This window comes from Psychrobacter celer, from assembly GCF_016107555.1.
Lineage (GTDB): Bacteria > Pseudomonadota > Gammaproteobacteria > Pseudomonadales > Moraxellaceae > Psychrobacter > Psychrobacter celer.
On record NZ_JABASU010000002.1, the window covers coordinates 123,768 to 142,970 of the forward strand.

Consider the following 19,203-nt stretch of genomic DNA (forward strand, 5'->3'; position numbering starts at 1 on the left):
TAAAGACTACATGCAAAGAATACCTGACAAATAAAAGGAAGGATTATGCAAATTGAAAAACACAGCTTTTTGGTAACGGGCGGTGCATCAGGCCTTGGCGAAGCCGTGGTACGGGCGATCGTCGCTCAAGGCGGCAAGGTGGTCATCGCCGATTTAAATGAATCGGCAGGACAAGCACTGACTGATGAGCTAGGCGCAAATAGCCGTTTTGTACGCTGTGATATCACCAGTGGCGAGGATGTGCAAGCAGCAGTAGACATCGCCGAACGAGCCTTTGGCGGTCTGCAAGGCTCTATCAACTGTGCGGGCATTGCGGTGGTACAAAAGCTACTCGATCGTGAAAACCAACCTGCCGATCTAGAGGCGTTTAGCCGCGGGGTTCATATCAATCTCGTGGGGTCTTTTAACGTCGCACGTTTGGTAGCGGCTAGCATTGCTAAGCGTGTGGCAGCTGGCGCTTACGCATCAAACGCAGACAACGGTATTATCATCAATACCGCCTCTATCGCCGCCTTTGATGGACAAGTTGGGCAAGCCAGCTATTCATCATCAAAAGCTGGGGTGGTCGGGCTGACCTTGCCGCTTGCACGCGAGCTGTCGCGCCACGGCATCAGAGTCATGACCATCGCGCCTGGTGTGTTTGCCACACCGATGATGGACACCATTCCCGAAAAGGCGCGCGAACAGTTAGAAGCAGGTGTGCCGTATCCTAAGCGTTTGGGTGCTCCAAACGAGTTTGCCAAATTGGTCACGCATATCATTGATAACGCCTACCTAAACGGCGAAGTGATACGCTTAGATGGCGCGATTCGTATGGTCTGATCGCTTAGCTCTTTTTCTATTCATAACTTCTGTACAAACCTTGGCATAGAGATCTGTTATCTTGTGACTAAGCTCACTTAATAAGAAGCAATTTCTATGTCACTTTCTCGCCTGTCATCTCGCAAAACCAAACCCTTCTCTTTGGCTACTCTGACGCTGATAGTCGTTAGTATGATAAGTGTGAGCGCGCTGGCCTTGGCCAAAAATAGCAGCAAGCACAATCAAGCTATCCATACAGATGTCACTATCGATAAAGTCTATGTCGATAAGTCCGAGCGGGTATTAAAGCTATTAAGTGGCGATCGAGTAATCAAAACTTATCACATTGCTTTAGGGGATAGCCCAGTGGGACATAAGCGCCAAGAAGGCGACGAGCGCACACCGACAGGGAGTTATATTCTTGATTATAAAAACGAAAACTCTAACTACTATCGCTCCATCCACGTCAGTTATCCTAACGCCGCTGATAAAGCCCAAGCCAAAAAACGCGGGGTCAGTGCGGGTGGTGATATTATGATTCATGGACAAAAAAACGGCCTTGGTCATCTGGCGGCTATTATGCAGCAGCGTGATTGGACGGATGGATGTATTGCGGTGACTAATGATGAGATGGATGAGATTATGAGCGTATACAAAGCAGGAATGCCGATTGAAATTGTAGAATAGCTTAGCTTTTTTTATCGTCTCATCAGCTCATTATACTAATAAAAAAGCGTTTGTTCTGGATAGGGCAAGCGCTTTTTTATTAGCAATAAACTCTTATTTAGGTACTGATTTTTCTGTGAAAATTCTTGAAATAGCACTGATAAATACTTATTAATAAACTAGTCTTTATATCATTGCTAATAGTAAGGTTTTTTATTGTTTTTCGCTTGAAATGACTGTCACTATACCTTATATAGATAGCAACCAAAGGCAAACGGGCTAACCTAATACTTATAAAAGCCTGTTGCCATGATAAATTATCAAAGGATAACAATATGAGATTTGAGAAATTTACCCAAAAGTTGCAATCTGCAATACAAGAAGCGCAAAGCTTAGCGTTAGGACATGATCACACAGGCATAGACCCTGTGCATCTGCTTGCTGTACTGCTACAAGATGAGTCAAACATCGCGATCTGTCAGCAGGCCGGCGCATCCATTCCGGCGCTAAAAAATGGCGTGGCCAAAGCGCTCGATAATCAAGCGACAATTAGCGAGCCGACAGGTGATGTCAACCTAAATCCAAACTCAGTGAAGATTTTAAACCTAGCCGATCGCCAAGCGCAGAAGGTAGGTGATGAATTTATTGCCACTGAATGGGTGCTATTGGCACTTGCTGAACAAGGCGAGACCAAAAAAATCTTTGAAAGTGCAGGCGTGACAGCCAGTCAGTTAAAGGCTGTGATCGAAAAATTACGTGGAGACGAAACGGTGGACAATCAAAATGCCGAAGATCAGCGTGATGCGCTCAATAAATACACCATTAACCTAACCGAACAAGCCGAGATGGGTAAGCTTGATCCGGTCATTGGCCGTGACGAAGAGATTCGCCGTACCATTCAGGTGCTCTCGCGCCGCACCAAAAACAACCCCGTGCTCATCGGTGAACCGGGTGTCGGTAAGACAGCCATCGTCGAAGGCCTAGCACAAAAAATCATCCAAAAGGATGTTCCAGAAGGGCTTCGTAATAAAGAAGTTCTGTCATTAGATTTAGGTGCATTGATTGCTGGTGCTAAGTTCCGCGGTGAGTTCGAAGAGCGTCTCAAAGGCGTGCTTAGCGACCTTGCCAAGCAAGAGGGCAATGTCATTTTATTTATCGATGAGCTGCATACCATGGTCGGCGCGGGTAAGTCAGAGGGCGCGATGGATGCAGGCAATATGCTAAAGCCTGCACTGGCGCGCGGTGAGCTGCACTGCGTCGGTGCAACGACCTTGGACGAGTATCGTCAATTTATCGAAAAAGATGCCGCCCTTGAGCGCCGTTTCCAAAAAGTATTGGTCGATGAGCCAACGGTTGAAGACACCATTGCCATTCTGCGTGGTCTAAAAGAGCGTTATGAGCTGCATCACGGTGTCGATATTCAAGACAGCGCGATTATTGCCGCAGCGCGCATGAGCCATCGTTATATTACCGATCGCAAATTGCCTGATAAAGCGATTGATTTAATCGATGAAGCAGCCAGTCGCCTACGTATGGAGATGGACAGTAAGCCTGAAGCACTCGGTAAGCTCGATAGCCGTTTGATTCAGCTAAAAATGCAGCGCGAAGTACTCAAAAACGAAGAAGATGCCGGCGCACAAGCAGAGCGTAAAGTGCTTGATAGCCAAATCGAGGAGCTAGAAAAAGAGTACGCCGATCTCAATGAGATTTGGCAAGCGGAAAAAGCGCTGGTAAAAGGCTCTCAGCAGCTAAAAGACGAGCTGGACAAAGCGCGTATCGCTTATGACAAAGCCAGCCGCGAAGGCGACTATGAAACCATGAGTAAGCTGCAGTACGAGACGATTCCACAGCTTGAGCGCCGTATCACAGAGTCTGATTTGGCCGAGCAAAAAGAGCTAGCAGGTGATAATGGCGGTGCCAAACTGCTGCGTAATAAAGTCACGGACAACGAGATCGCAGAGGTGGTGGCAGCCGCGACGGGAATTCCTGTCAGCAAAATGCTGCAAGGCGAGCGTGACAAGATGCTGGCGATGGAAGACAAGCTGCATGAGCGCGTCATCGGTCAAGATGAAGCAGTCGAAGCAGTCGCCAACGCTGTGCGCCGTAGCCGAGCTGGGTTGTCTGATCCCAACCGCCCATCGGGTTCGTTCTTATTCTTAGGGCCTACGGGGGTTGGTAAAACTGAGCTGACCAAATCACTGGCCAACTTCTTGTTTGATAGTGAGGATGCCATCATCCGTATCGACATGAGTGAGTATATGGAGAAACACAGCGTCAGCCGCTTAGTGGGCGCGCCTCCAGGCTATGTCGGTTATGAAGAAGGCGGCACCTTGACCGAAGCGGTACGCCGTAAGCCTTATAGCGTGATATTGTTTGATGAGGTCGAAAAAGCGCATCCTGATGTGTTTAATATCTTGCTACAAGTGTTAGACGATGGACGTTTGACCGACTCACAAGGCCGCGTGGTCGACTTCAAAAACACGGTGATTGTGATGACCAGTAACTTAGGCTCACACAAAATCCAAGAGATGGTCGGCGAGAGCTATGAAGACATCAAGTCTGAGGTGATGGATTCGGTCGGACAGCATTTCCGCCCAGAGTTTATCAACCGTATCGATGAGATTGTGGTATTCCATCCGCTTGGTATGTCGCAGATGGCTGGTATTGCTGACATTCAGTTGCAGCGTCTACGTCAGCGTCTCCAAGAGCGTGAGATGGATATCGAGCTGTCACCCGATGCGATGCACAAACTAGTCGCTGTTGGTTACGATCCTGTGTATGGCGCGCGTCCACTAAAACGTGCGATCCAGCAAGAGATCGAAAACCCATTGTCATTAAAGCTATTGGCTGGTGACTTTGTCGCAGGTGATATCATCAAAGTTGATGTCGACGCAGATGATCAGCTGACATTTGATAAGCTCAGAATGAGCTAAATCAAGCGCTTGTTTTTCATTGAGTTAGTTTAGCGGTCTCTGCTAGCTAATGAAAAATCCAAACCCCTTATCTGCCTATTTTTATATGGTCAGGTAAGGGGTTTTTTTGTGTCAACATTATTTACTGTTTACACACCTTGATTGTGGTATAAATAATGATAAAGCACATAAAAAGACGGCAAGATTAGGGAGGTAAATCAGGATGACTATTATTAAAAAAAGAATAAAAATGCCGTTGCTACTATCGCTCGTGGTAGCGTCATTGCTGTTTAGTGCCTCTGCATGCTCCAATCCTGCAGCCGTCAATACCGACGCCGATCTGACAGAATACAAAGAAGGCCAAGCCACAGCGCGCGATTTGGCGGCCAATACCGAAAAACCTATCTTTGATACAAAAGCGCTCGCCATCTTTGATGAGCCTTGGGCAATGACGGCGCTACCAACGGCGGATAATGAGTCCCCCAAGCTCTTGGTGACTCAAAAGACCGGCGAGCTGTTTGTCGTTGATACTGCCACGGGTAGCAAGACAGCCGTGGCGGGTATACCGGCAGTAGCCTATGGCGGACAGGGCGGTCTGGGTGACGTCATCCTAGCGCCTGATTTTTCTACCTCTAAGCAGATATATCTCAGTTATGCTGAGGCAGGTACAGGCGGCGATAGCGGCAAGTATGGGGCAAAAGTCATCAAAGCGGGACTAATGGGGCTGGATACTGAGACGCCAAGCTTACAAGCGCTGATGCCTATCTGGGAGCAAGCCCCAAAGGTACGCGGTCAAGGTCACTATAGCCATCGTTTGCTCTTCTCCCCTGATGGTCAGTATCTATATATCAGCTCGGGCGATCGCCAACAAAAAGCCCCCGCGCAGGACATGAGTGGCAACTTGGGAAAAATCATACGGCTACATCCAGATGGCTCTGTGCCAAAGGACAACCCATTTACCGAAGATAAGCACGAGGTTGCCAAGCAGTTTTGGTCGATAGGTCATCGCAATGTCCTTGGTATGGTATTTGACGATGCAGGCAGACTTTGGGCGCATGAGATGGGGCCGCGCGGCGGTGATGAGTTTAATTTGATCAAAAAAGGCCGTAACTACGGCTGGCCGGTCGTCTCAAACGGCCGCAATTATAATGGGACTGATATTCCTGATCATGATACGCGGCCTGATTTTGCTGCGCCTCATATCACTTGGACGCCTGTTATCTCACCGTCCTCAATGAGCATTTACGCATCTGGCCGTCATAACGACTTTCCTGCATGGCAAGGGTGTGCGCTTATCAGTGGTTTGTCTTCACAAGCGCTGATGGTGGTGCGCCTTGACAGCAACAATGGCAGTAAGAAAGCAGGTGAGCGTTATCGGTACGATATGGGGGAGCGGATGCGTAGTGTGTTGACCGTCGATGGGCGAGTGTGGCTGCTCGAAGACGGCAAGGATGCCAAACTGTTACAGTTGGTCAGTCGGCAACCTCTTTAATAAAACCAAAATAAAAATATAGTACCAGCTGTGTTTTAGCGGTATCTTTATTGAGTGAAATTGTGTAATTAATTGATAAATAAAGGTTGGTTTGTTAAGGTAAGCTTCTTTAGGAGGTGAGATATTAACGGATGAATGACGTAAAAGTTGAAAGAATGGGTCCTTTCCCAAGGGTCAATAAGCCAGTCTTTATCACATCAAGTATTTTGATTGTTGGCTTTATTATATTTGGGGTGCTCTTTACAGAAGCGGCAGGCGCACTATTTGGGTTTTTACAAAGCTTTATCACCACCAACTTCGGTTGGTTCTTTATTCTATTGATGAACGTGGCGCTGGTATTTTGCCTATATCTGATCGCAAGTCGTTATGGTGATATACGTTTGGGTAAACAGACGGAGCGTCCGCAATATAGCTTGGTCTCTTGGATAGGTATGCTGTTTTCAGCAGGTATCGGTATTGGGCTGGTTTATTGGGGCACCGCCGAGCCGTTATATCATTTTATGGCACCACCGCTGGGTGAGGCTGAGACCGTGGAGGCTGCCAAGCAAGCGATGAACTTCTCGTTTTTGCATTGGGGGCTGCATGCATGGGCGATTTATACCATCGTGGCGCTATCTTTAGCGTACTTCCACTTTAGACGGGGGTTGCCGCTGTCTATACGCTCGACTCTGTATCCGATATTGGGGCAAAAAATCTATGGACGCTGGGGCCATACTGTCGATGTTTTAGCGGTATTTGGCACGATGTTTGGGGTAGTCACTTCGCTGGGGTTGGGGGTGATGCAGATCAACTCAGGCCTCGAAAACCTATTTGGTTTTCCTAACAGTGTCGGTTTGCAGTTTGCCATTATTGCCTTTATCACGCTGCTGGCTTGTGGTTCGCTGATGTTGGGCCTTGATAAAGGTATCAAGCGCTTAAGTGATATCAATATGGGTCTGACAGGCTTGCTACTGGCTTTTATGGTGGTTTTGGGCCCGACACTATTTATCTTTGATAGCTTTTTTGAAAACGTCGGAAACTATTTGGCCGCTATGGTGCCACTGAGCTTTTGGGGCGAGGCGTATAGCAATACCGATTGGCAAAGTAGCTGGACGATTTTTTATTGGGCATGGTGGGTTAGCTGGTCGCCGTTCGTTGGGGTGTTTATCGCACGTATTAGCCGTGGTCGTACCATTCGTGAGTTTACCCTTGGCGTGCTGCTCATTCCCATGACGATTTTGTTTTTTTGGTTTACCACCTTTGGCGGGGTGGCCATCCATATGGAGCTGCTCGCCGCCCTTGATCCCGCTTTGGTGAGTCCAGGATTGGTCGACGCGGTAAATGCAGACTTCGGCAGTGCGATTTTTAGACTGATTGAGTACTATCCACTGACCAAGCCAATTACGTTGTTGCTCGTCATCATGATTGTCCTGTGGTTTGTGACTTCCTCTGACTCGGCCAGTTTTGTCATAGACATGCTGACTGCTGGCGGCGATACCAATCCACCCAAGATTCAGCGTTTGTTTTGGGCGACGATGGAAGGTTTAATCGCGGCGATTTTGTTGGCTGCAGGTGGATTGGACGCATTACAAGCCGCTGCCATCGTTGCAGGTCTGCCATTTGCATTGGTCATCTTTGTGATGATGTATTCGTTATGGCGCGGTTTGAGCCGTGATCGCTTGATTTTGTACCGCGCGCAGCAGCAGTATATTACGGATGAGTCTATCGATCGCAATACCGCTGATGAGTTTGTCGATGAAGAGTTACTAAAGGGGCCGCCAAAGATTGTCAAAGGTGACTAGTGTTTATGTACAGGCTAGCGCCGCAAAAAACAGTGCTAATTCACTGTGTTAAGTCACCTATTAAACAGTCATGCCACAATAGCTCTGAGAATTCAGGGCTATTTTTTTTGTATCAAAACTTAACAATTGAGGGCTAGGTTTGATAAATGGGTAACATATTGTTAAGGTAACTCACCCTAACATATTGGATAACTAAGATGAGTGAACTCAAAATAGGTCGCTTAGGGCCTTTTCCGCGAGTAAATAAACCGGTGTTTATTGCGTCTGCAATATTGATTGTGGGGTTTATTATATTCGGCGCTTTGTTTCATGAGCTAGCAGATACGATATTTACTAGTGCACAAAGCTTTATCACCAACCGCTTTGGTTGGATGTTTATTATTTTAATGAACGTGGCCGTGGGGCTGTGTTTGTATTTAATCTTTAGCAAATACGGTGATATCCGCTTAGGTCATCAAACCGAAACCCCGCAATATAGCCTGCCATCTTGGATAGGTATGCTGTTTTCAGCGGGTATCGGTATCGGCATCATGTACTGGGGCACCGCAGAGCCCGTCTATCACTTTATGTCGCCGCCACTGGGTGAGGCTGAGACAGTAGAGGCTGCCAAACAAGCGATGAATATCTCATTTTTGCATTATGGGATACACGCTTGGGCTATTTATGCCATCGTGGCGTTGTCATTGGCTTACTTTCATTTTCGCCGTGGCTTGCCTTTATCGATTCGCTCTAGTCTCTACCCGATATTGGGCCAAAAGATCTATGGCAAGTGGGGACATACGGTCGATACACTAGCGGTCTTTGGTACCATGTTTGGCGTGGTTACTACCTTGGGTTTTGGCGTATTGCAGATTAACTCTGGACTTGAGGGGTTATTTGGTTTACCTAATTCTGTCACCATACAGGTGATCTTAATTGCCTTTATCACCATACTTGCCTGCGGCTCATTGCTAATGGGCTTGGATAAGGGTATCAAACGCCTAAGTGATACCAATATTGTTTTGACCTTTGTGTTGTTAGGGTTTGCTTTTATCATGGGACCCACACAGTACATCATGGACAGCTTGGTCGAAAACACCGGCAACTATATACAAAACATCGTCCAGCTCAGCTTTTGGAGTGAGGCCTATAGTAAAGGTGATTGGCAGTCTTCATGGACAATATTTTACTGGGCATGGTGGATCAGCTGGTCACCATTTGTCGGGGTGTTTATCGCGCGTATCTCTCGTGGTCGTACCATTCGTGAGTTTTTGCTCGGCGTGTTATTTATTCCGATGATTATTTTATTTTTCTGGTTCACGACCTTTGGCGGTGTCGCAGTAGACATGGAGCTGATCGGTAACCCTGGGTTTATCGAGGTGGTACAAAACGATTATGGTAGCGCCATCTTTAAGCTGATGGAGTTTTATCCATTTACCAAAGCCACGACGATGTTGATCGTTCTGATGATTGTATTGTGGTTTGTGACCTCATCAGATTCGGCCAGCTTTGTCATTGACATGCTGACTGCTGGCGGCGATACCAATCCGCCTAAGATTCAGCGTTTGTTTTGGGCCATTACGCAAGGTCTGGTAGCGGCTATTTTGTTGGCAGCGGGCGGGCTTGGCGCCTTGCAAGCGGCGGCTATCGTCGCAGGGTTTCCCTTTGCTATCGTGGTATTTGTCATGTTGTATGCCATGATACGTGGGTTCAACCGTGATGAGCTGATACTGTATCGTGCCGAACAGCGCTTTATCACTGATGAGTCGATTGAGCACAATACCGCCAATGAGTTTGCGGATGAAGAGCTACTAGAAGGTCCGCCAGACATCGTTAAGGGTAACTAGGCCTGTCCGCAATTTGGCCGCTAGTTATCTATAATCAGTTCGAAATAAAATCGCTACGTTCATATGAACGTGCAACTGGTACAAATTTTCCTTGCTTGCTGTGTCTATGCTGACAGATGCGGCGTAAAATTCATACCAGCTGCACTGTATCGGTTTTAAAGTAAATCAACTATACATGGACTAAACATATTTTGATACGCGTTAAGACCCCAGTCTCTTTGGAAGCTGGGGTTTTGTTTTTAGTTTGGTTAGCAAAATAGGGGCAAAAACCCCATAGCACGGCATCATATTTTATTTATATACAAGGGCATCATAGCAGCGTTAGATTTGATAATTCATCAATGTCTTGATATGGTGGCGCTCTTTTAATTTTGGAAAGATCTATGGATCATGTGAAAGTTGGCCGAGTCGGCCCTTTTCCGCGAGTAAGCAAACCTGTTTTTTTGACCTCAGTCATTTTAATTACACTGTTTATTATTTTTGGCGCACTGTTTAATCAGCAAGCAGAAATGGTGTTTAATCAAGCAAAAGCTTTTGTGTCTTTGCGTTTTGGTTGGTTTTTTATTGTCGTGATTAATACCACCTTGTTGATGAGTGTCTATATGATACTCAGTCGATATGGTGATATTCGTTTGGGGCATCAAAATGAGGAGCCTGAATACAAACTGCTCTCGTGGATAGGTATGCTGTTTTCAGCAGGTATCGGTATCGGGCTGCTGTACTGGGGCACTGCTGAGCCGCTATATCATTATATGGCGCCGCCGCTGGGCGAAGGGGAGACAGTCGCTTCAGCTAAGCTTGCGATGAATATCTCATTTTTACACTACGGTATTCATGTTTGGGCGCTTTATGGCATGGTGGCTCTGGCTTTGGCTTACTTTCACTATCGCCGCGGCTTGCCGCTGGCTATCCGCTCGACTCTATATCCTATATTGGGCAAAAGAATCTATGGCGGCTGGGGTCACACAGTCGATACCTTAGCGGTATTTGGTACGATGTTTGGGGTAGTGACGACCTTAGGGCTTGGGGTGCTGCAGATTAACTCTGGTCTTGAGAGCTTGTTTGGTATTCCGAATAACACCAGTGTCCAGATTGTCTTGATTGCCATCATCACTGTTTTGGCAGGGATGTCGCTGTTTTTAGGCTTGGATAAAGGCATCAAGCGTCTAAGCGATATCAATATCTTTTTGACCATTATCTTACTGAGCTTTGTGATTATCTTAGGGCCCACGCAGTTTATTTTTAATAGCTTTGTAGAAAACATCGGTAACTATGTACATCAAGTGATTCCATTGGGGTTTTGGACAGAGTCCTATGAAGGACAAGAAAACTGGCAGGCTTCTTGGACGATTTTTTATTGGGCATGGTGGATAAGCTGGTCGCCATTTGTGGGTGTGTTTGTCGCGCGTATCTCTCGTGGCCGTACCATTCGTGAGTTCACCTTAGGGGTGTTATTGATTCCAGTGGCCATATTATTGTTGTGGTTTACCGCTTTTGGGGGTTCTGCTGTTCATATGGAGCTACTAGCGGCGGCCAGTCCTGATTTGGTCAGTCCAGGTCTTGTGGAGGCGGTCAGGGCCGATACTGGTAGTGCGATATTTAAGTTGATGGAGTCTTATCCACTGACGTCGATGTTTAATTTACTGATTGTCATGATGATTGTATTGTGGTTTGTTACTTCCTCTGATTCGGCCAGTTTTGTGATAGATATGCTGACCTCAGGCGGTGATACTGATCCCCCAAAAGTTCAGCGTTTGTTTTGGGCAGGTACAGAAGGGGTGATCGCTGCGGTACTGCTCGCGGCAGGGGGGTTGGTCGCGTTACAAGCCGTGTCTATCGTGTCAGGCTTACCTTTTGCTGTGGTGATTTTGGTCATGATGTATTCGCTATTACGTGGATTAAGCCGAGACCATCTGATTCTCTATCGTCAACAGCAGTGGTTTCTTACCGAAGAGTCAGCCGAGCACAACTCAGCAAATGAGCTGCCTGATGAGGATTTTTTAAAAGGTCCGATTGAGCTAAAGCGAGAAGACTGATCTTCGTGCGCGACTATTTGCCTTTTAAGTATATCTTATCGATTTACAAAATACCCAGCTTATCACAAGCTGGGTATTTTTATGGCTGCCGTTATTAACAGCCAACAGTGAAGTGAGTGGCACGGTGCCTATCGGTATTTTGACAACATCGTCATAACGTCATCATAAAACCGTCGTTTATAAACACTCGCCTTTGACATAGCCTATCGCCTCAGGGGTGCTACAGGCAGAGCAGGCGTTGCCAGCGGTACGGTAGCTTATCAAGTTGCCAGTTTTACTCTTCACACAAACAGGATCGTACTGCGCGGTGCACATGGTTTGTTCAGGGTCAAAGGGTGGGCACTGCGAAAACACACCATCAGGTAGTTGGTGAGAGCGGGTAGGCTGGGCTGGCGTGCTCTCAGGCATTGTTATATCAGGCAAAGAGCTACAGCTTGCTAAGGCCAGTAGTAAGGGCAGGCCGAGCATATGTTTGATAAATGGCCGCTTTGTTATAAAAGTCCAAGCGTTGCTCATGAAGGGGGGCATCATTATATCTCCTTATATAAATGCAATAACGTCCGATTGTGTTACGTGGTAGTGTTGTCTACCGCTTGTTGTCTACCGTTTATAGTAGCGTATTTACCATCAACCATCTAGCCGATAGACCCATAAAAATATCTAGGCAATAAAAAACCCAAACTGATGATTCAGTTTGGGTCTGGTATTTATGATTATGACAAAACCAAGTGATGATTATTCCGCTGGTTGGTCATCTTTATTTAGCTGCACATATTTATCGAAGTTTTGGGCATAGTCAGTGAGGTTGTCGCTGAGCATTTGACGATACTGCTTGACATAAAACTCGACGATATCATCTTTTTCTTTGGCAAAATCCTCACCCTTCACAAAGCCAATAGAAGCAACTGACGCGCTATAGCGGGCGGCGGCATATAGTAAAGAAGCACCGACTTGGCCGGAATGAGCATTGGGGCCTAGCTGGCTGTTGGCAACCCCGATGATGGCATCAGCACGCTGATAAAACGCCTGCATTTCAGGGGTAATCTCAAGGCTTGCATCAACAGTGTTGTCTTGAGCGTTGTCTGGATTGGTATCTTGAGACATAAGCGACTCCTAATAAGTATCGGTGGTTTTAAATGGATAATATCAATATATCAATGCGACTCAGTCGGGCGATTACAAGCCTGCGTCTGCTTTTAATATCTCAGCTTTATCGGTTTTTTCCCACGTAAAGGCAGTTTCTGAGCCTGGACGGCCAAAGTGACCAAAGGTGGCGGTTTGCTGATACATCGGCTGCAACAAGTTGAGCATACGAGTAATGCCATAAGGACGTAAGTCAAAGTGTGTGCGAATCAGACGAATGATCTCTTCGTTGCTGATCTTACTGGTGCCAAAAGTGTTGACGGAGATAGAGGTAGGTTCGGCGACACCGATGGCATAGCTGACTTGTACTTCACAGCGATCGGCCAACCCTGCGGCCACGATGTTTTTGGCGACATAACGTACCGCGTAGGCCGCGCTGCGGTCGACTTTTGATGGATCTTTGCCACTAAAGGCACCACCGCCATGACGTGCCATACCACCGTAAGTATCCACGATGATTTTACGCCCTGTCAGCCCTGCATCACCGACAGGCCCACCAATCACAAACTTACCTGTGGGGTTGATATGATAGCGTGTGCCCGCGTGTAGTAGGTCGGCTGGTAGCACTTGCTTGATGATAGATTCCATAACGGCTTCTTGCAGATCTGCTTGCGAGATGCTTGGGTCGTGCTGCGTGGACAATACCACCGCATCGATCGCCACCGGAAGATTGCCGTCGTATTTTAGCGTGACTTGTGCTTTGGCGTCTGGACGCAACCAAGGCAGCTCGCCTGCGCGTCGTAGCTCGGATTGACGCTCCATCAGGCGATGAGCAAACTCAATCGGTGCTGGCATCAAGACGTCGGTCTCGTTACTGGCATAACCAAACATCAATCCTTGGTCGCCGGCACCTTGCTCTTCAGGGCTGCTGCGATCGACACCCTGCGCGATCTCAGGCGACTGTTTACCCAGCATATTGATGACAGCGCAGGTCTCGCCATCAAACCCTAGATCTGAATGATGATAACCAATACCATTGACCGTATCACGAACGATGCGCTCCACATCGATGTTTGCGGTGGTGGTGACCTCGCCGGCCAATATCACCGCCCCTGTCTTGACCAAGGTCTCACATGCCACACGGGCGTCTAGGTCTTGCTGTAAAATGGCATCAAGAATGGCATCTGAGATTTGATCAGCCATTTTATCTGGGTGGCCTTCGCTCACAGATTCTGAGGTAAATAAGTTGTATTCGCGCATAATTAGATCGCTTAATTGAATCGATAAAGGTAGGAAAAGCGGCACGGTTTAGCGTGGCTTTCATTCATATTGGCCGCGTGATTACTCAGTTGGCGGATAATGGGTGTTGCTAAATAATTGACAATCAGTATCGGTCGTAATATTTATTAAAATCAGTTTGCCGCCGCATAGCGTTAACCATCGAGCAGTCATTATGGATAGCATAAATGGCGCTAAACCACCTAAAAACACAGGCGTATAAACGTGCCACGCTTATCATCTCAACGCTTTTGCAGTCACGCCTGTATCCTCTACTACCGACGGTCACCGTCGTTGTCATCTGTTAGTTCAAAAATAAGGGTATTCTACCTTGAAACGTCGCAAAACTCTAGTGAGCGACGTTTGCTGTCACATAAGAAATGCTCAATAAAAGGTTTGGGGCAATCAAACGACAAAGTCAGGGCTATCGGTATGACCCTCTGTTTCATGCCAAGGGGTTATAGCTCTACAAATTTGGCTTTGTCTTTAAACATGCACTCATCATAAACCGGGCAAGCACCGCATTTTGGTGTGCGTGCTTGGCAAGTATAGCGCCCGTGCAAGATCAGATAATGATGAGCATCGACGATAAAATCTTCTGGAATACGCTCAATGAGCTTTTTTTCGACAATTAAGACGGTTTTGCCCGTGGCCAGCCCTGTGCGGTTACCCACTCGAAAGATGTGAGTATCGACCGCCATCGTCGGCTGACCAAAGGCAGTGTTGAGCACCACATTGGCGGTTTTACGGCCGACCCCTGCCAGAGACTCTAAGTCTTTGCGGTTATCAGGGACAGTGCTATCAAACTTTTCAATCAGATCTTGGCAGGTCTTAATGACGTTTTTGGCTTTTGAGTTATACAAGCCGATGTTTTTGATATAAGACTTTAGCCCTTCTTCGCCAAGCGCGAGTATGGCCTCAGGCGTATTGGCCACAGGATATAGTTGCTGGGTGGCGATATTGACACTCACATCCGTTGCTTGTGCGGACAAAATCACGGCAATGAGTAGCTCAAAATTACTGTCGTAATTGAGCTCGGTGACGGGCTCCTTAATCGTCTCGGCCAGCTTTTCAAAAAAAGGCCGCACGTCGCGGTTTGGCATACGTCTGGAGGGCGGGGTCTCAGCCGTTTTGTGTTTGACCGTTTTACTCATGGTGTTTGACTTTATTTGATATGTTGTTGGGCGTGAATCATCGAATCACTCATTAGCATAATTGTGCCAGCTCGGCTTGTAGTGTCTCAAGCTCGGCTTGTTTTTTGTCATTGGCGCGCACTGCAAGCTGCTTTTCTAATTTTTTGATTTTGGTGCGTAATTTGGCCGCAGCTATGGTGTTTTTTGCTTGAGCTTCGCTGATATCAACAGCTTGGCTGGTGGCGTTATTGAGTTTGGCCTCGACCATACTGACTACCGGCTTGGTGTTGCTGCTATCGCTTAGCTGCTCCGCGACGCGGCCTAAATGCGTATGATAACGCTGGCGCAAATCTTCTTGCTCAGCTTGCCGCTCAGCGTCACTAAGCGTACGCTCGATAGTGACCAGATCGATACAGTCAACGGGGCAGGGTGCTAGGCAAAGCTCACAGCCCGTGCACAAGTCGGTAAAGATGGTATGCATGTGTTTACCAGTACCGACGATGGCATCGACGGGGCAGGCAGGGATACATTTGGTGCAGCCTATACAGTCCTCTTCGCGGATGACAGCCCGCACTTCAGTCGGGCGCTCGGAGCTGGCATCTATCGGCCACTGTGAAGGAGCAGCGGCGGGGGTTTGGCCTTGCTGATAACGCTCTGTATCGACAATTTTTGCGATCGCATCCGTCACGGGCTGGCCGCCAGGCACGCATTTATTGTATGGCTCGCCATCTACAACGATGGCGGCCGCGTATGGCAAGCAGCCGTCGGGATGCTCGCACAGGCCGCACTGCGTCTGTGGCAGGCAGGCATCCACCGCTGCAATCTGCGACGAGACATCAGCAGGCAGCGTGTCAATCTGTAGGTCATCAAACAATATGGGCAGATTGATCAGACGGATAGGGGCGTTACTTTGCATGTTATTAAAAACCTTAACACCAGTACAAAAAGGGTGTTGGTATATAGTTGATCTCTCATAACGCTGCTGGCTGGTTTACGAGCGTTTCGTTTGCCTGTCTTCATGAGCGTGATGAAAGTATGGCTATTGATGGGTGATAAACGACCATCGCTGCGTTCAGGCGGTCATTTTAAATGGATGATAACAAAATCACAATATTGGCGCATCCTCATCAGCGCATCATCTTTGCCAAACAGTCTTGCTGAGATGGGCGGGCAAGGTTATAGCGCACTGGTCATGGTCAAATCATGGTCAAAGACGCTGGTAGTCATGCGTCATTAGCAAATTGATACATTGGGCTAAATGATGGACTCAACCACCTATGATGGCTAAGCCATGCCTTGCTCACGGAGGATCTGCTCAATCAGCTCATAAGCAATACTGCCTTTCGCAGGTATCTTGGGCAGGCTTGAGAGATCAAAGAAGTCTGCATGTGACAGCTCATCTTCTTGAATCATCAGCTCGCCACCTGCATACGTAGCACGAAATCCGAGCATCAAGTTTGACGGATATGGCCACGGCTGACTACTGACATAACGGATATCTGTCAGATGAATATTGACTTCTTCATACACCTCGCGCACCACGGCGTGCTCAAGGCTTTCTCCCACTTCAACAAACCCTGCGATCAGGCCGTACTGCAGCGGCTGTTTTTGTTGACCGTAGCGATGATGATGCGCCAGTAAAATTTGCATTGCACCTGTTTGCGGGTTGGGGCGGGTAATGGCAGTGATGATGCACGGCTGGACACGCGGGTATTGGCGCAGCTTGCAAGTCGGGCAGACCATCGCTCGCTCACCCAGTCGCGCATGAACGACTGGCGAGGCGCAGCGGCTACAAAACTGCGTGTCAGCTTGCCAGCGCAGCAGCTGTATGGCTTGGCTGAGTTGGTCGCTCAAGGCCATGGGTAGCTGGGTGAGCAGCTGGCGATACGGGATAAAGGCATTACCACTACTTTCAGCGATGAGAGGTAAGGCGATATGATGCGCCGTGGCATACTCATAGGTCATGGCACAGGTGGCGCGCGCAGTAAACGCATGAGTTGGCTTATCAAGCGTAGTGTTATTGGCGTTGGCGTTATGACGGTTGTCATCAGCCTGCCAATGACTGGGCGCTAGGCTCTCAAGCAGTGTGACACATCCGAGCTGATAGGCGGGCACTGCTGCATCATCGGTGGCCGCAGCACCAGACGCCAGATAGTCAACGTGCCAGGGCCACCACCCCTCAGGCGTTTGACGGCACAATACCGTATCATCACTAAAGATAAAAGCGCAGGTCATATCAGGGTTCCAAACGATAGCGAAAGCAAATAAAAACAAGTCTGTACCTGATGAGATACAGACTTATAAGACAGAAATAACGGTCTATTTTACCTAACCATAAAGCGGAAAAGCACAGCATATAGGCAGTAGGTAATGAGTAGCAGCCAGCTTGTCTTGACTAGGTTAGGCTGCTAGCAGCTGACTTAGGCTTTGTTGTCCGACATCAAGCGCTTGTTTACTCACAGGACGGTTATGTTCAAACCCATCTAAATGGTGATCGACTGCCATGATGACATCTGCAATACATGCCAGCGTACCGTCTTCGATGCGTCTGCCACTCTCGATACGCTGCTCGATATAGTTGGCCAATTGACTGAGCATGCTAGCAGGGGTCGGCAGCTGTAAGAAGCGCACAGCACCGGCCACTTGGCGCATCATCTCAGGGATGTTTTGGATATTTAGCATATCGCGCTCAGGCTCGGCCAGATAATCATTGATAGCTTGCTCTGCATTGGCGATGGCCGTACGGCTTTCTTGTATCAAGGTATCATTGGCTGTATTTAGCTGATGCAAAGAGATGTGAGGGTTGTTTAGCGGTAAGTAAATCGCCCCTGGTGTGTGCATTGCAGCCATGGCGATGGTGGCATTTTCAGCATGCATGAGCGCCAGCAATAGACGATCGAAGTCCTCAGGCGAGGGCGCTTGCCAACGGCCGATCTCCTCGGCTGCGGTGCGCAAGCTGTCGGCAGCATTTGACAATCCAAGCAGCCGAAGTGCTGAGCCTAAGGCCGCTAAGTCTTCTATGATTTTGGCTGTTTGCATCTCAGCGCTATTGACAGAGTCGCCGCGCGCGTAGCTATCGACCTCTTCTTTAATGGTATTGATCTGCGTCTGAATCATAGTGTTTAGCGTATCAGTAAGGGCGCGGTTGGGACCAAATAAAAACCGTCTCATTTGCTCAAGTTGCGGCTCTTCTAGCCGGTTTTGCGCATATTGCTCGCGTAGATGCTGTGCCGCTTTGTTATCGCGCTGACAAGCAAAGCTGACCAAATCAGCAAAACGTGTATCCATCACAGGCAGATAGCTTTGGAATTGCTGCTCTAGATAAATCAGTGTGTGCTTTTGGCTTAACGTGAGCGGTAGAATGGCCGCGATGTCGGCAGTAGCCGCAGCGGCCGCTTGCCAAAACAAACTGCTGGTCTTGGAGGCAATCAACGCGCAGGCCGCGCCCATGGCATTGAGCTTTTGCTGCGCATCTGCGCTGACAGTGCCATCTTGGTTTAATAAGGCAACGCCAAGACCGCTACGATAAGCATCTGTCAATAGCTCGTTGTTTAAGCCAAGCTCATGCAGTGGTTGGAAGTTTTTTTCTGGACTGGCAATGATGACGCTACTGCTACCAAAGGCTGAAAAGTAGTCAGCGGTGATAGGAGCGTGCTGGCCATGCGCGTTTAGTTTATTGATCACAGGTAACAATAGCGTCGGCTCTACCGACTCTGTCAATAAGACAAACTCGACATAGCGATCTAGTGTCATGATGGCCTCTGACAAGTCCATGATCAAATTGACATCGTTATTGTCGCCGTTGTCGTATAGGCGCTGTAAACCATTGACGATGGCGGTGTTTAGCGCCTCAGCACCAACCAAAGAGATGAGTTTGAAAATACGAGACAGCTGCTTTAGGACGATGATGGAGTCTAGCAATAAAGGCGCTTGAGTATTGTCATCATTAAACTCGCTAAGATGGGTCTCGGTATCTTTAAGCGTCACGACAATCTCATCATGCAACAAATGCAGTGAAGGTAAGTTAAAGTCAGTAACACTAAGCGTTGGGGCGGTTAACTTCATTTGCGCAGACTGGTCCATAAGTGTGTTTCCATAACGTACTGATAAGAGTAACGATTGTTCAAATACGAAGTAACAAAGCGTTTGAATGAAAAAGCGTTTATTAGTAATGTTTTAACGCTTAACATAATAA

General features: G+C 47.8%; 15 protein-coding genes. 8 read left to right on the forward strand and 7 right to left on the reverse strand.

Features of this window, described 5'->3' with window-relative positions:
* Positions 1 to 45 precede the first annotated feature (45 nt).
* From JFC05_RS02010 to JFC05_RS02040, 7 genes are all read left to right on the forward strand, one after another.
* Entirely contained in the window at positions 46 to 822 is a 777-nt protein-coding gene (locus JFC05_RS02010) for an SDR family NAD(P)-dependent oxidoreductase (RefSeq protein ID WP_198335549.1), read from the forward strand.
* A 96-nt stretch (positions 823 to 918) separates the two neighbouring features.
* Positions 919 to 1,488: a L,D-transpeptidase family protein gene (locus tag JFC05_RS02015; RefSeq protein ID WP_198335550.1), complete on the forward strand. Its 570-nt coding sequence runs from the start codon at positions 919 to 921 to the stop codon at positions 1,486 to 1,488.
* A 314-nt stretch (positions 1,489 to 1,802) separates the two neighbouring features.
* A complete protein-coding gene (clpB, locus tag JFC05_RS02020; protein ID WP_198335551.1) occupies positions 1,803 to 4,400 on the forward strand; it encodes an ATP-dependent chaperone ClpB in 2,598 nt (865 codons plus the stop codon).
* A gap of 202 nt (positions 4,401 to 4,602) precedes the next feature.
* Positions 4,603 to 5,871 (forward strand): PQQ-dependent sugar dehydrogenase, encoded by a 1,269-nt coding sequence (locus tag JFC05_RS02025; RefSeq protein WP_198335552.1) that lies wholly within the window; start codon positions 4,603 to 4,605, stop codon positions 5,869 to 5,871.
* 131 nt (positions 5,872 to 6,002) lie between these two features.
* Positions 6,003 to 7,652, forward strand: a complete 1,650-nt coding sequence (locus tag JFC05_RS02030; protein WP_198335553.1) for a BCCT family transporter — start codon at positions 6,003 to 6,005, stop codon at positions 7,650 to 7,652.
* Between the two features lie 197 nt (positions 7,653 to 7,849).
* On the forward strand, positions 7,850 to 9,478 hold the full coding sequence (locus tag JFC05_RS02035; protein WP_198335554.1) for a BCCT family transporter: 1,629 nt from the start codon (positions 7,850 to 7,852) through the stop codon (positions 9,476 to 9,478).
* 383 nt (positions 9,479 to 9,861) lie between these two features.
* Positions 9,862 to 11,514: a BCCT family transporter gene (locus JFC05_RS02040; RefSeq protein WP_198335555.1), complete on the forward strand. Its 1,653-nt coding sequence runs from the start codon at positions 9,862 to 9,864 to the stop codon at positions 11,512 to 11,514.
* Positions 11,515 to 11,691: 177 nt separating this feature from the next.
* Here the strand turns inward: JFC05_RS02040 and JFC05_RS02045 are convergent, their stop codons facing one another.
* From JFC05_RS02045 to JFC05_RS02065, 5 genes are all read right to left on the reverse strand, one after another.
* The gene (locus JFC05_RS02045; protein WP_227697371.1) at positions 11,692 to 12,045 is read right to left on the reverse strand and encodes a hypothetical protein; all 354 of its coding nucleotides are present in this window, start codon (positions 12,043 to 12,045) and stop codon (positions 11,692 to 11,694) included.
* A gap of 204 nt (positions 12,046 to 12,249) precedes the next feature.
* Entirely contained in the window at positions 12,250 to 12,546 is a 297-nt protein-coding gene (locus tag JFC05_RS02050; RefSeq protein ID WP_075101243.1) for a DUF3144 domain-containing protein, read from the reverse strand.
* A 144-nt stretch (positions 12,547 to 12,690) separates the two neighbouring features.
* Positions 12,691 to 13,857, reverse strand: coding sequence for a methionine adenosyltransferase (gene metK, locus JFC05_RS02055; RefSeq protein WP_198335556.1), 1,167 nt, complete (start codon positions 13,855 to 13,857; stop codon positions 12,691 to 12,693).
* A 476-nt stretch (positions 13,858 to 14,333) separates the two neighbouring features.
* A complete protein-coding gene (gene nth / locus JFC05_RS02060; protein ID WP_192993885.1) occupies positions 14,334 to 15,029 on the reverse strand; it encodes an endonuclease III in 696 nt (231 codons plus the stop codon).
* A 52-nt stretch (positions 15,030 to 15,081) separates the two neighbouring features.
* The gene (locus JFC05_RS02065; RefSeq protein WP_192993887.1) at positions 15,082 to 15,924 is read right to left on the reverse strand and encodes an RnfABCDGE type electron transport complex subunit B; all 843 of its coding nucleotides are present in this window, start codon (positions 15,922 to 15,924) and stop codon (positions 15,082 to 15,084) included.
* 102 nt (positions 15,925 to 16,026) lie between these two features.
* On the opposite strand from JFC05_RS02065, the gene JFC05_RS02070 reads away from it, so the two are divergent.
* Positions 16,027 to 16,245 (forward strand): hypothetical protein, encoded by a 219-nt coding sequence (locus JFC05_RS02070; RefSeq protein ID WP_198335557.1) that lies wholly within the window; start codon positions 16,027 to 16,029, stop codon positions 16,243 to 16,245.
* Between the two features lie 47 nt (positions 16,246 to 16,292).
* Here JFC05_RS02070 and nudC read toward each other — a convergent pair whose 3' ends face one another.
* Positions 16,293 to 17,243 carry an NAD(+) diphosphatase gene (gene nudC / locus JFC05_RS02075; RefSeq protein ID WP_198335558.1) on the reverse strand — a complete coding sequence of 317 codons (951 nt, stop codon included), beginning with the start codon at positions 17,241 to 17,243 and terminating at the stop codon, positions 16,293 to 16,295.
* A gap of 165 nt (positions 17,244 to 17,408) precedes the next feature.
* On the reverse strand, positions 17,409 to 19,091 hold the full coding sequence (locus tag JFC05_RS02080) for a hypothetical protein (protein WP_198335559.1): 1,683 nt from the start codon (positions 19,089 to 19,091) through the stop codon (positions 17,409 to 17,411).
* Positions 19,092 to 19,203: the final 112 nt, after the last annotated feature.